The 13199-nt window shown below is 66.6% G+C and carries 13 protein-coding genes; 10 read left to right on the top strand and 3 right to left on the bottom strand.

The features are described 5' to 3' along the window. Positions 1 to 200 precede the first annotated feature (200 nt). On the top strand, positions 201 to 653 hold the full coding sequence (locus tag ASF72_RS01340; RefSeq protein ID WP_050687702.1) for a helix-turn-helix domain-containing protein: 453 nt from the start codon (positions 201 to 203) through the stop codon (positions 651 to 653). Between the two features lie 108 nt (positions 654 to 761). On the opposite strand, the gene ASF72_RS01345 is transcribed toward ASF72_RS01340, so the two are convergent. Next, positions 762 to 1295: a MarR family winged helix-turn-helix transcriptional regulator gene (locus tag ASF72_RS01345; RefSeq protein WP_050685706.1), complete on the bottom strand. Its 534-nt coding sequence runs from the start codon at positions 1293 to 1295 to the stop codon at positions 762 to 764. 41 nt (positions 1296 to 1336) lie between these two features. On the opposite strand from ASF72_RS01345, the gene ASF72_RS01350 reads away from it, so the two are divergent. The 6 genes from ASF72_RS01350 (at position 1337) to dapF (ending at position 6947) form a co-directional block, all read left to right on the top strand. Beyond that, positions 1337 to 1561, top strand: coding sequence for a DUF3046 domain-containing protein (locus ASF72_RS01350; protein ID WP_050685705.1), 225 nt, complete (start codon positions 1337 to 1339; stop codon positions 1559 to 1561). Between the two features lie 249 nt (positions 1562 to 1810). Further along, on the top strand, positions 1811 to 2866 hold the full coding sequence (gene recA / locus ASF72_RS01355; RefSeq protein WP_050685704.1) for a recombinase RecA: 1056 nt from the start codon (positions 1811 to 1813) through the stop codon (positions 2864 to 2866). Positions 2867 to 2980: 114 nt separating this feature from the next. After that, the gene (locus ASF72_RS01360) at positions 2981 to 3478 is read left to right on the top strand and encodes a regulatory protein RecX (protein WP_157370866.1); all 498 of its coding nucleotides are present in this window, start codon (positions 2981 to 2983) and stop codon (positions 3476 to 3478) included. A gap of 3 nt (positions 3479 to 3481) precedes the next feature. After that, positions 3482 to 5059: a tRNA (N6-isopentenyl adenosine(37)-C2)-methylthiotransferase MiaB gene (miaB, locus tag ASF72_RS01365; protein WP_442854144.1), complete on the top strand. Its 1578-nt coding sequence runs from the start codon at positions 3482 to 3484 to the stop codon at positions 5057 to 5059. Positions 5060 to 5062: 3 nt separating this feature from the next. Continuing rightward, positions 5063 to 5965: a tRNA (adenosine(37)-N6)-dimethylallyltransferase MiaA gene (miaA, locus tag ASF72_RS01370; protein WP_056595893.1), complete on the top strand. Its 903-nt coding sequence runs from the start codon at positions 5063 to 5065 to the stop codon at positions 5963 to 5965. Between the two features lie 37 nt (positions 5966 to 6002). Beyond that, entirely contained in the window at positions 6003 to 6947 is a 945-nt protein-coding gene (dapF, locus tag ASF72_RS01375) for a diaminopimelate epimerase (protein ID WP_056595987.1), read from the top strand. Here the strand turns inward: dapF and ASF72_RS01380 are convergent. Continuing rightward, on the bottom strand, positions 6919 to 7542 hold the full coding sequence (locus ASF72_RS01380) for a class I SAM-dependent methyltransferase (RefSeq protein ID WP_050685701.1): 624 nt from the start codon (positions 7540 to 7542) through the stop codon (positions 6919 to 6921). The two genes, dapF and ASF72_RS01380, sit on opposite strands and share 29 nt — an antisense overlap. Positions 7543 to 7977: 435 nt before the next feature. Here ASF72_RS01380 and hflX point away from each other — a divergent pair, with 435 nt between their 5' ends. Further along, positions 7978 to 9546, top strand: a complete 1569-nt coding sequence (hflX, locus tag ASF72_RS01385; RefSeq protein ID WP_050685700.1) for a GTPase HflX — start codon at positions 7978 to 7980, stop codon at positions 9544 to 9546. Beyond that, positions 9539 to 11593, top strand: coding sequence for an ATP-dependent DNA helicase (locus ASF72_RS01390; RefSeq protein WP_056595896.1), 2055 nt, complete (start codon positions 9539 to 9541; stop codon positions 11591 to 11593). The genes hflX and ASF72_RS01390 overlap by 8 nt, the downstream gene beginning before the upstream one ends. Positions 11594 to 11702: 109 nt before the next feature. Here the strand turns inward: ASF72_RS01390 and lexA are convergent, their stop codons facing one another. Then, entirely contained in the window at positions 11703 to 12437 is a 735-nt protein-coding gene (gene lexA, locus ASF72_RS01395; protein WP_056595899.1) for a transcriptional repressor LexA, read from the bottom strand. 323 nt (positions 12438 to 12760) lie between these two features. Between lexA and ASF72_RS01400 the strand changes: the two genes are divergently transcribed. Further along, entirely contained in the window at positions 12761 to 13186 is a 426-nt protein-coding gene (locus ASF72_RS01400) for a LysM peptidoglycan-binding domain-containing protein (protein ID WP_082483932.1), read from the top strand. The last annotated feature ends 13 nt before the right edge of the window (positions 13187 to 13199 follow it).

Genomic DNA, 13199 nt, shown 5'->3' on the forward strand with positions numbered 1-13199 from the left:
CACCATTCCCGGCAACCCTTTGAGTGCTGCCTGTGGGATGCGCCACATAGTTACCGGACGTAAAGTAGCCGGGAACAAATGCCACCGGCGATTAGTTATTACATTGTGTCGCTTCCGAAGAGCGGAGGCGCCTAGGATGAAATCACCACGTTGGCCCGCATCTCCGCGGACCTGACATAAGAGGGAGCAAGGCGATACAGATGGTAAAGCAGCCCGTATCCGTAAACGGCGTTGTCCGCTGGAAGGATGTGGGCCTCGCCGATCAGGCTAAGAGCGAACAGAAGGAGCGCAAGATGGTTGTACTTCGTCACGAAATCGGTGATGTCCTGCGCGATGTCCGCCAGCGCCAGGGGCGCACGCTCCGTGAAGTTTCGCACAGCGCCCGCGTTTCCCTGGGTTACCTCAGCGAAGTGGAGCGCGGCCAGAAGGAAGCTTCCTCCGAGCTCCTCTCCTCGATCTGCTCGGCCCTGGACGTTCCGCTGTCCACCATGCTCCGCGAGGTCAGCGACCGGGTGGCAGTCGCCGAAGGCGTCGCCGTGCCGGACACCGTGCCGCAGGAATTCTCCCAGCGCTACGGCCGCGACCTGGAGCGCGACCTCAGCTCGGAGCTGAACGACGAACTCTCCACCGGACTCCTGTCCGGCGCCCGCTAAGGGCATTCCAGCCGCTTTTCAGCAAACGCAGCGAAGCCCCCGACCGTCCGGTCGGGGGCTTCGCTGCGTTTTCTGGCCGGTGGCCCAAGCGGGCCCGATCCAGCAGGGCTAGGCGTCCTTGCTGCCCGGTTCCGCAGGTTCGTCCTTCGGGAAACCGTCGCGCTCATACGTTGCGTTCAACTTGGCCATGTAGCGGGCCAGTTCTTCCAGGTCGGCCACCGGCCATTCGCCCAGGCGTTCCTGGAATACCTGCCGGCGGGCGTCCTGGACCTGGTGCATCTTCTCCTCGCCCTTTGGCGTCAGCTGGATGGACTGGGCGCGCCCGTCCAATGGATCCGCTTCCTTGGACACCAGGCCGATGCTCTCCAGGAACGCAATCTGCCGGCTGACGGACGGCTTGCCCACGCCGATGTTCATGGCCAGCTCCGTCAGCCGGATGGGACCTTCGCGCCGGATGATGGTCAGCAGGCCGTAGGCGGCAGGCTCCATATCCGGGTGGACCTGGCGGGACAACTGGTTTGAAATGGCCCGGGCACGCCGCCAGAACACGCTGATCTGGTGCTCAACGTTCCTTAGGGCGGCGTCAACCACATCAATGTCTGCGGGGCGGTCAACTGATTGGCCGCCGGGAGAGTTGCTCATGGCAACAATTCTAGGGTCCGCGGCCGTGAGAGGATTTACCGATGCGGATCAGCGACTACTGGCGACTCATGGACGACGAGTTCGGCGCGGGCTATTCCCGCGTGCTGGGCAACACCCTGGTCCTGGCCGGGGTGGGTGGCCGCACGGCCCAGCAGGCGCTGGCCGCCGGGGTGGAACCAAGGAAGGTCTGGCTGGCCATGTGCGACGTGCAGGACGTCCCTGCAGACCGGCGCCTGGGCCGCGACATCAAACCCGCCGCCGACTGATCCCGGCTGCGTTTCCGGCCGGCCCAAGCGCCCTCCGCGCCTGCCGGGGCGAGCGAAAAATCCGGAATACCTGCTGACACGCCGGGCGCGGGTTCGAATACCTGTTCGGATAAAGTTATGCTTTTACCAGCGGGTTATCCACATAGCCGATGCCATCCGGCGGAAATGTCAGTGGGTCCCCCTAGCGTCAGAGATGACCAATAAACGGCCCTGAAGGCCACCATCGAGAAAGCATTAGAGGTGTCAACCATGGCGGCAGCCCCGGATCGTGCAAAAGCGCTGGAAGCAGCTTTGGCCCAGATTGACAAGCAGTTCGGCAAGGGCTCGGTCATGCGCCTGGGCGATGAGGTCCGTGCCCCCATCGAGGTCATCCCCACCGGCTCCATCGCACTGGATGTCGCGCTTGGAATTGGCGGCCTGCCCCGCGGTCGGGTTGTGGAGATCTATGGCCCGGAATCCTCGGGTAAAACCACCGTTGCGCTGCACGCGGTGGCCAACGCACAGCGCCAGGGTGGCATCGCAGCGTTTATCGACGCCGAGCACGCCCTTGACCCCGAATACGCCGCCAAGCTCGGCGTGGACACGGACGCCCTCCTGGTCTCCCAGCCGGACACCGGTGAGCAGGCCCTCGAAATCATGGACATGCTGATCGGCTCAGGCTCCCTGGACGTGATCGTCATCGACTCCGTAGCCGCCCTGGTGCCCCGCGCCGAAATCGAAGGCGACATGGGCGACAGCCACGTGGGCCTGCAGGCCCGTCTGATGAGCCAGGCGCTGCGTAAGATCACCGGCCGCCTGAGCCAGACCAAAACCACCGCCATCTTCATTAACCAGCTGCGTGAGAAGATCGGCGTGTTCTTCGGCTCGCCCGAGACCACCACCGGTGGTAAGGCGCTGAAGTTCTACGCTTCCATCCGCATTGACGTACGCCGGATCCAGACCCTGAAGGAAGGTGCCGACTCCGTCGGCAACCGGACCAAGGCCAAAATTGTGAAAAACAAGATGGCCCCGCCCTTCAAGATCGCCGAATTCGACATTATCTACGGCCAGGGCATCTCCCGCGAGGGTGGCATCATCGACATGGGTGTGGAGCACGGCCTCATCAAGAAGTCCGGTTCCTGGTTCACCTACGACGGCGACCAGCTGGGCCAGGGCATGGAAAACTCCCGCCGGTTCCTGCGCGATAACCCGGAGCTTGCCGCAGAGCTCGAACGGCTCATCAAGGAGAAGCTCGGTGTGGGTGTGAAGCCGGCTGAGGCCGAGTCCGCCGATTCGCCGAAGCTGAAGGCCGTCGACGGGTTTTAGCAGTTGACCGGATTCGGAGAACCGCGCAGCAGGCGGGCCCGCCGCTCCACCCCTGAGGTGGAGGAAGGCGGACCCGCCGGCTTCCCGGCGGATGCGGAGGCGGACCCGGAGGCGGTGGCCAAGGCCATCGTCTACCGGCAGCTGTCGGTGGCACCCAAAAGCAGGCTCCAGCTGGCCCGCAAGCTGGCCGAACGGGACGTTCCGGAAGATGTCGCAGAAAAGGTCCTGGACAAGTTCGAGGACGTTCGGCTCATTAACGATGCCGAGTTCGCGGACATGTGGGTCCGCAGCCGCGCGCAGTCACGGAAACTCGCCAAGGGCGCGCTCCGGCGGGAACTGGCAGAGAAAGGCATCGAGCCGGACACCGCGGAAGCCGCCCTGGAACAGCTGTCCGACGCCGACGAGGAACTGGCAGCCCGGAGCCTGGTGGAGCGCAAGCTCCGGCCCGGCCTGGACCTTGACGACCGCGCTGGGCGCGACAAAACAACCCGCCGGCTGGCGTCCATGCTCGCCCGCAAGGGGTATCAGCCCGCCCAGGCCTTCCGGATTGTGGCTGACGTCATCGATGCGCACGCGGCAGACACCGGCCAGCCGGTAAGCGGCTACCCTTAACAGGTGAGTTTGACCATTCCTTCCCCCCTTCCCGGCAACGGTTCCGTTGCAGCGCCCGCAACCGAAGCGGAGCCGGCTCCGCCGCTGCACTCCGGCCCTGCCGGCGCCCGCACCTACCAGGTGCGGACCTTCGGCTGCCAGATGAACGTGCACGACTCCGAGCGGATGGCCGGGATGCTGGAGGACGCCGGCTACGTACCGGCCGAAGGCGCCCAGGCAGACGTTGTGGTCTTTAACACCTGCGCGGTCCGGGAAAACGCCGACAACAAGCTCTACGGCAACCTGGGCATGCTGGCCCCCATCAAGGCCGCCAACCCGGGCATGCAGATCGCCGTCGGAGGCTGCCTGGCCCAGAAGGACCGGGACACCATCCTGAAGAAGGCGCCGTGGGTGGACGCTGTCTTCGGTACCCACAACGTGGGTGCGCTGCCGGCACTGCTGGACCGGGCCCGGCACAACAACGAAGCGCAGCTGGAAATCCTTGAATCACTGGACGTCTTCCCGTCCACGCTGCCCACCAAACGCGACTCGGTCTACTCGGGCTGGGTATCCATCTCCGTGGGCTGCAACAACACCTGCACGTTCTGCATCGTGCCCGCCCTCCGGGGCAAGGAAAAGGACCGCCGCCCGGGCGACATCCTCGCCGAAATCCAGGCCCTGGTGGCTGACGGCGCCATCGAGGTCACCTTGCTTGGCCAGAACGTCAACTCCTATGGCGTGGAATTCGGCGACCGGCAGGCCTTCTCCAAGCTGCTGCGCGCCTGCGGCGACATTGAGGGGCTCGAACGCGTCCGGTTCACCAGCCCCCACCCGGCCGCTTTCACTGACGACGTCATCGATGCCATGGCCGAAACCCCCAACGTGATGCCGCAACTCCACATGCCGCTGCAGTCCGGTTCGGACGCCGTCCTGCGGGCCATGAAGCGCTCCTACCGGTCCGCCAGGTTCCTCGGCATCCTGGACAAGGTCCGGACCCGGATCCCGCATGCCGCCATCTCCACGGACATCATCGTGGGCTTCCCCGGCGAGACCGAGGAGGACTTCCAGGCCACCCTTGACGTGGTGGAGCAGTCCCGGTTCGCCACCGCCTTCACCTTCCAGTACTCCAAGCGGCCGGGCACTCCCGCCGCCGACCTGCCTGACCAGCTGCCCAAGGCCGTCGTGCAGGAACGCTTCGAACGGCTCACCGCACTTCAGGACAGGATCGCCGCAGAAGAGAACCGCAGCCAGCTGGGCCGCCGGGTGGAAGTGCTGGTCACCGCGCAGTCAGGACGCAAGTCCGAAGAGACGCACCGGCTCTCCGGCCGTGCCCAGGACCAGAGGCTGGTGCACTTCTCGGTTCCGGCAGGGGCCCCGGCCCCGCGTCCGGGTGACCTGGTCACCGTCACCATCACCGAGGCAGCAGCCTTCCACCTCGTCGCCGATCCTGCTCCGGAGGACTACAGCCTCAGGCGCTCACGCGCCGGGGACGCCTGGGACCGGTCCCTGGCGGACTCCTGCGGCGCTCCCGCACCAGGGGCTGCAAAGGGTGGTTCCGGCGTGTCCCTTGGCATGCCTGCCCTGCCGCTGCGCACCCGCTGACCGGTGGCAGCCCCGGCCGTCATCGCCGTCGTCGGCCCCACCGGCTCCGGTAAGTCAGACCTCGCTGTTGACCTCGCCCTCGCTCTGGACGGCGAGGTCATCAACGCTGATGCCATGCAGTTTTACCGGGGCATGGACATCGGCACCGCAAAAATCACCATCGCCGAACGCCGGGGTGTGCCGCACCACCTGCTGGACATCATGGACGTCACCCAGGAAGCGAGCGTTGCGGACTTCCAGGAGCAGGCCCGGGCAACTGTGGCAGCCATCCATGCCCGCGGCAAACGGGCCATCCTGGCCGGCGGCTCGGGACTGTACGTCCGGGCGGCCCTCGACGTCCTGGAGTTCCCCGGCACCAGCCCCGAACTTCGCGGGCAGCTGGAAGCGGACCTTGCAGCCCAGGGAACGGCGTCGCTGCGCGAACGCCTTCGCACCGTGGACCCGGTGTCGGCGGAGCGGCTCACGGATGACCGCCGCATCATCCGTGCACTGGAAGTCCAGCAGCTCACAGGCCGCCCGTTCAGCGCCTTTATGCCCCGCCGGGAGTACTTCCAGCCGGCCGTGCAGATCGGCCTGGCAGTGGACCGGGAGGTGCTCCGCGTCCGGCTCGCTGACCGGGTGCACGGCATGGTTGCCAACGGCCTGACCGCCGAGGTCCGGCGGCTCGATGCTGAGGGCCTGCGGCGCGGCAGGACAGCTGCCAGGGCCCTCGGGTACTCCCAGTTCCTCAACGTCCTGGATGGAGTGGCAACAGAGGCCCAGGCGGCAGAGGAAACCATCGTGGCCACCCGCCAGTTCGCCCGCCGCCAGCTCACCTGGTTCCGTGCCGACCCGCGCGTGGACTGGCTGGACTGGAAGGACCCGGAGCTCGCGGCGAAGGCAGTTGCGCTCAGCCGGCATGCCTGATTCGGGTGCCGGCACCGTGGCCGGTAACCTAGGACCCATGGACGCAGCCACCGCACGCACCGCCACCCCGGCCCTGCCCGACCTTGCCGGCCTCCGGTTCGCCAAAGGACACGGCACCGGCAACGACTTCGTCCTGGTGGCCGATCCTGAGGGAACCTCCGTTATCGGCGCAGACCACGTTGCTGCGCTGTGCGACAGGCACCGCGGCATCGGTGCGGACGGCCTCATCCGCGCTGTCCCTTCCCGATTCCTGCCCGAAGGCCGCGACCTGCTGGCCTCCAGCCCCGACGCCGAATGGTTCATGGACTACCGGAACGGGGACGGCTCACTGTCCGAAATGTGCGGCAACGGCGTGCGTGTCTTTGTCCACTTCCTGCGCGCCGAAGGCCTGATCGACCTGCCCGACGGCGGCGCCCTCACCATCGGCACGCGCGGCGGCGTCAAGACCGTGGTCCGGACGGGCGACGGCTACGCGGTGGACATGGGCCCCTGGGAGTTCATCTTCCCCGGCGATGCCACCGCCAAGGCCATGGACTCGCTGGTCACCGCCGACGGCCTCGAAGTGCCGCGGCCTGCCCTGTCCATCAGCATGGGCAACCCGCACACCGTAGTTGCCCTGGCCGAACTTTCTGAACTCAGCGCCACCCGGCTGTACACAGCGCCCACCGTTGAGCCCGTGCCGCCCCACGGCACCAACGTCGAATTTGTGGTCCCCGCCGACCCGCTGGTGCACAACGGCGTCGGGTCGGTCACCATGCGGGTGCACGAGCGCGGCGTGGGGGAGACCCAGTCCTGCGGCACCGGGGCCTGCGCTGCGGCTGTGGCCATCCGTCACTGGGCTGGGGCCGAAGCCCCGGACACGTGGCAGGTCAACGTCCCCGGCGGTGCGGTGGGCGTGAAGTTCTTCGCCGGGCCCGGCGGCCACGAACACGTGGAGCTCAGCGGCCCCGCCGTTATTGTGGCGACAGGGACGCTTTCCTGACCTTCAGGATCCGGAACGTCTTGGCCGTGGATTCGCGGGTCACGCTGAACGTGGCGTCCAGCTCCGAGGCAAGCCACCGCTGAAGTGAATCCGAGCCGAGGTTCTTCTGGACCACCAACCAGGCGGTGCCGCCCGGGGCCAGCCGGGGCAGCCAGAGCCGAAGCAGGGAATGCAGCTCGTCCTTGCCGATCCGGATGGGCGGATTGGACCAGATGGTGTCGAAGCGCACCCCCGGATCCACCGCATCCGGAAGGGCTGCTGCCACATTGGCCAGCCCCAGGGCCGCCGCGTTTTCGTTGGTCAGCGTGATGCACCGTTCATTGACGTCCACGGCGTGGACTGTGGCTTCGGGTGCCAGCAGCGCCATGGTCAGGGCGATCGGGCCCCACCCGCAGCCAATGTCCAGCAGGTTTCCCTGCGGGGAGGGCGCCGGGACTTCGGCCAGGAGGACAGCGGTTCCCTTATCGATGCCGTCAGGGCTGAAGATGCCTGCGGAGGTGTGGAGGTGCCGGGTTTCGCCGGCGAGATCCACGGTGAGCGGCTTGCGGGTAAAAGGGCCGGCGGGTGATGCGCTGAAATAATGTGCTGACTCCATAACGAGCCAGAATAGTTCCCCTTGGAGCGTAATGGGAAACCGCGTACTTTGGCGCTCTGCTAGTGTTGGGAGCATGTTCCTGATCTTCGAGTAGCACGCGCCGGGCCCCGCCCGCCCCGTGCCCCGTCCCACAGCGACGCAGGTTAGCCAACCTTCCGCTTGTGCACCGGACCAGCCGCGATCCGCGCTGTTCCGGCCGCCGGACAATCCTCGAAGCATCAGCCTGGCTGGCGCTCCTGCCTTTTCCGGCCCTATTTCTTCCCTGCACCGGGAGCGAAAGCATGATGTCCCGTGCAGGCACGCCAACCGCAGCCCAGGGGGCTGCGCGAAAAACAGGAGGCATGGATGACTGCAGGCCGTCACCCCAGCTCAGAGACTTCACCACAGCACAGCGATCGGCACTATTCTGGAAATGCCGAATCTTCAAAGGAGACCATGACCGACCAGCCCAACCCCGGATCCGATCCCGCCGCCTCGGACCTCAGCCCCGCCGACATCCAGGCTGTGATCGACCGGATCCTCTCCAAGGACGTGCCGGCCGGCAGCAACGGGAAGTCGGACGACGGCGGGAAGGCAGTCTTTGGCAAAGCCCAGGCGATCTCCCACCAGGAGCAGGAGCATTCCAGCTACGACGGCGACCAGCAGGACCTTGAGGAACGCCGGGCGCTGCGCCGCACCGCAGGGCTGTCCACGGAACTCGAGGACGTCACCGAAGTCGAGTACCGCCAGCTTCGGCTTGAGCGGGTGGTCCTTGCCGGGCTGTGGTCCGAAGGGACCCTCGCCGATGCCGAGAACTCGCTGCGCGAGCTGGCGGCCCTTGCCGAAACGGCCGGCTCCGAGGTCCTCGACGGCCTGGTCCAGCGCCGCGCCAAACCGGACCCCGGAACGTTCCTGGGCTCGGGCAAGGCCCTGGAGCTCAAGGACATTGTGATGTCCACGGGCGCGGACACTGTGGTGGTGGACGCGGAGCTGGCACCATCCCAGCGCCGTGGCCTGGAGGACATCGTCAAGGTCAAGGTGATCGACCGTACCGGCCTGATCCTGGACATCTTCGCCCAGCACGCCAAGAGCCGCGAAGGCAAGGCCCAGGTTGAACTGGCCCAGCTCGAATACCTGCTCCCGCGCCTGCGCGGCTGGGGCGATTCGATGTCCCGCCAGGCAGGCGGCCAGGTGGGTGGAGCCGCCGCAGGTATGGGTTCACGTGGTCCCGGTGAGACAAAGATCGAGCTGGACCGCCGGCGCATCCGGACCCGGATGGCAAAGCTGCGGCGCGAAATAGCCGCGATGAAGCCCGCCCGGGAAACCAAACGGGCCAACCGCCGTCGTAACGAAGTACCATCCGTTGCCATTGCCGGCTATACCAACGCCGGGAAATCCTCGCTGCTCAACCGCCTGACGGATGCCGGTGTCCTGGTGGAGAACGCCTTGTTCGCCACGCTGGACCCCACCATCCGCAAGGCGGAGACCGCGGACGGCCTGGGCTACACCCTTGCCGACACCGTGGGCTTTGTCCGGTCACTGCCCACCCAGCTGGTGGAGGCCTTCCGGTCCACCCTGGAGGAGGTAGCGGACTCGGACCTGATCCTGCATGTGGTGGACGTCTCGCACCCCGATCCCGAGGGGCAGATCGCTGCCGTCCGCAAGGTCTTCACCGAGGTGGACGCGCGCAAGGTCCCCGAGATCATCGTGCTGAACAAGGCCGACGCCGCGGATCCGTTTGTGGTGGAGCGGCTCAAGCAGCGCGAACCCCGCCACGTGGTGGTTTCGGCGCGCACCGGTGAAGGCATCGACGCGCTGCTGCAGGCCATCAGCGACGGTATCCCGCGGCCCGGCGTCAAGCTGGAGCTGCTGATCCCGTACGACCGCGGGGACCTGATCAGCAAACTGCACGAATCGGATGCCGAGATCATCAGCGTTGACCACGTTGAGAACGGTACCCGGGCCGTGGTGATGGTCCGGGAAGGCCTTGCGGCCGAGCTCGAACCATTCGCCAGCAATGACTGATACCGGGCGGAGCGCCACGGGCACACCCGGCGAGGAGTTCGCCATTGAACTCCTCGACCGGGCGGTGTCCGGCATGGGCGGGCAGAGCCGCAGCGGCCAGCACGAGATGACCCGCCAGGTGGCCCGCGCCCTCGAAACCGGCAACCACCTGCTGGTCCAGGCCGGTACCGGTACGGGCAAATCGCTGGCCTACCTGATCCCGCTGATCGCCCATGCCATCGAAAGCAACAAACCGGCGCTGGTGTCCACAGCGACGCTGGCACTGCAGACCCAGATTGTGGGCCGCGACCTGCCCCGCCTGCTCAAAGCGATCACCCCCGCCCTTGAGCGGCCCGTCAAAGTGGCCCTGGTCAAAGGCCGGTCCAACTATGCCTGCCTGCACAAGCTCGAAGGCGGCTTCCCGTCCGAGGAACCCGCCGAAGGCCAGCTGTTCTCCCTGGCCGAAGACACCAGCGTGCCGCACTTTGCCGCGTCGATGGGCGGTCCCTCATCCCAGCTGGGCCGAGAAGTGGTCCGGCTGCGTGAATGGGCGGAGAAGACCACCACGGGAGACCGCGACGAGCTGCTTCCCGGCGTAACCGACAAGGCGTGGCGGCAGGTGTCCGTGACCTCCATGGAGTGCCTGGGGGCACAGAAGTGCCCCATGGCCGCCGAGTGCTTCAGCGAGCTGGCCCGCCAGGACGCCGCCGAGGCGGACCTGGTGGTGACCAACCACGCCATGCTGGCCGTCAGCGCGTTCGAGGGCCTTGCCGTGCTGCCCGAGTATGACGTGGTGGTGGTGGACGAGGCCCACGAACTCCAGGACCGGGTGACGGGCGCGGTCTCCGGCCAGCTGTCCGTTGCCATGATCCACGCCGCCGCCTCCGGAGCCCGGAAGCACACGGCCATCACCGTGGATGCTCTCAACGCCGCCGCCGGGAACCTGGAGTTGGCGCTGGACGGTGTCCCCAACGGCCTGCTGCCCAACGGGCTCAATGACGAACAACTCGACTGTGTGGACCAGCTCCGTGAAGCGTGCCGGGCGGCGCTGTCCGATTCCAAGGCCGACGGAAGCGCTGCGGCCGACGGCGGGCGGCAGCTGGCGCGGTCCCGGCTGATGCTCATCCTGGAACTGTGTGAGCGGCTCCTGACAGCCCGCGACAACCGCGAAGTGGTGTGGTTCTCCCGCGCCAGCAGCTTCGATCCCGGCCAGGGCTATTCGCCGCCGGACGAGACCGCCCCGGTCCTGGTGAACATTGCCCCGTTGTCAGTGGCGGGCCGCCTGCGTGAAGGCCTGTTTGCCGGCCACACCGTGGTCCTTACCTCCGCCACCCTTGCCATCGGCTCGGCGTTCGAACCCGCAGCCGGTGGGCTGGGCCTGGTGGGGGAAGGTGCCCCCACCTGGACGGGCATCGACGTCGGCTCGCCCTTCGACTACCCGCGGCAAGGCATCCTGTACGTGGCAGGGCACCTGCCCAAGCCCGGGCGCGGGGTCTCCCCGGAATCGCTGGCTGAACTCGAAACCCTCATTACGGCCTCCGGCGGGGGAGCCTTGTGCCTGTTTTCGTCCCGCCGCGCGGCAGAGGAAGCGGCGGAGGCGCTGCGGCCCAAACTGGAACAGACAGTCCTGTGCCAGGGCGATTCCACCATGACCGCGTTGGTGAAACAGTTTGCTGACGAGCCCGACACCTGCCTTTTCGGCACCATGTCGCTGTGGCAGGGCGTGGACGTGCCCGGCGGTTCATGCCGGCTGGTGGTGATTGACCGGATCCCGTTCCCGCGCCCGGACGATCCGCTGATGACCGCCCGCTCCCGCGCCGTGGCGCAGGCCGGCGGGAACGGCTTTATGTCCGTCTCGGCCACCCACGCGGCCATCCGGCTCGCCCAGGGCGCCGGCCGGCTGATCAGGTCCACCGGGGACAAAGGCGTGGTGGCAGTCCTGGACTCCCGCCTGGCCACCGAACGTTATGCGGGCTTCCTGCGCGGGGCGCTGCCCCCGTTCTGGGCCACAACGGATCCCAAGACTGCTGTGGCAGCCCTGGAGCGGCTGGCCCGGGAAAACGCCTAGCTGCAGACCCTGGCCGGACGCGGAGACAAGTACGGCCGGTGGGCAGGCAGCGACGCTGCCAGCCCACCGGCCGTACCGGCAGTTCGGGGGAACAGGAGTTTGGCGACAGTCAGAGGGACCGCAGCACCGAGACCACTTTGCCCATGATGGTGGCGTGGTCACCAAGAATGGGCTCGTACTGGGTGTTTTGCGGGAGCAGCCAGGTGTGGCCGTCACGCTGGCGGAACGTCTTGACCGTTGCCTCGTCATCGAGGAGGGCGGCGACGATGTCGCCGTTCACGGCGTCCGCCTGGCGGCGCACCACCACCCAGTCACCATCGCAAATGGCGGCGTCCACCATGGAATCGCCGGCCACCTTGAGCATAAAAAGTTCGCCCTGGCCCACCAGCTGGCGGGGGAGAGGCATCACGTCCTCCACCACCTGGTCCGCCAGGATGGGGCCGCCGGCGGCAATACGGCCCACCAGTGGCACCATGGCCGTATCCAGCGCGGTGGGCAAGACGGTGACGGTTGCGCCGCCCGCAGAGGCGCCGTTGGCCGGGCGTGACTCAGCTTTGGCTGCGCCGCCGTCCAGCGTGAGGGGCATCAGGACTTCCATGGCGCGGGGCCGCTTGGGATCGCGGCGAAGGTAGCCGAGCTTTTCCAGCTGCGAGAGCTGGTGCGTCACGCTGGAGAGGCTGGCGAGCCCCACGGTGTCGCCGATTTCACGCATGGACGGCGGGTAGCCGTTGTCATTGACGGACCGCTGGATGGTCTCGAGGATTTTCTTCTGCCGGGGGGTCAGGCCCTTGGCGGTCCTCTTCGGTTGCGGGGTTGCCCTGCTTCCGGCGGCTGCTGCTGCCATATTCGCCAATGCCTTTCGGTTGCCACCGGGCTGTCCGTGCCCCCGGGCCGGTTGGTCCCGTCCTCATTGTCAGACCCTGGTGATCAACTTCAGAGGTGGTTGTTCGTTGGTTCAAAACTAGGCCAGCCACAAGGCTTTTTCAAACATTTGTTCTAGCGAGTCTCGACATTGTTCGTTGATAGATGCTAAAACTGAAGAAGCAAAGTTCGAATATGTGTTCTATTCCTTGCTTGCCCCGTTCGAAGAAGATGCCGGATACGCCGGGGCGTGGCTGCTGGGAAGGACAACCGGGCAGCACAGTACGGTCCAGGAGGGCTCAGTTCATGTCAGCTACATCACTCACCCAGGTTTCACTTCCCGTGGTTGCACACCCCGCGGCTTCCATCCGCCAGGTTCCGCGTACAGGGGCTTCCCGTTCCAAGGCTTCAAAGGCCCTGCCGCCGCTCCGCCTCACCCGGCGCGGCCGGATTGTCCTGGTGGGCATCCCGCTGATGCTGCTGGCAGCGGTCCTGCTCTCCCTGGCCGGCTTCTTCACCTCGCCGGCCAAAGCGTCCGACTCCGTTGCGGATCTCGCCCCCACGCCCTCGGTGTCGGTGACCGTCCAGCCGGGCGACTCACTGTGGGCCATTGCCGGCTATGTGGCTCCGGACCGGGACGCGCGGGACGTCATTGCGGACATCGTGCAGCTCAACAACCTCACCGGCGGAGCAGTCCTCCCCGGCCAGCAGCTCTTCGTCCCCACGTACTAGCTTGTTCGAACGC

The sequence above is a fragment of the Arthrobacter sp. Leaf141 genome (genome assembly GCF_001424565.1).
GTDB lineage: Bacteria > Actinomycetota > Actinomycetes > Actinomycetales > Micrococcaceae > Arthrobacter.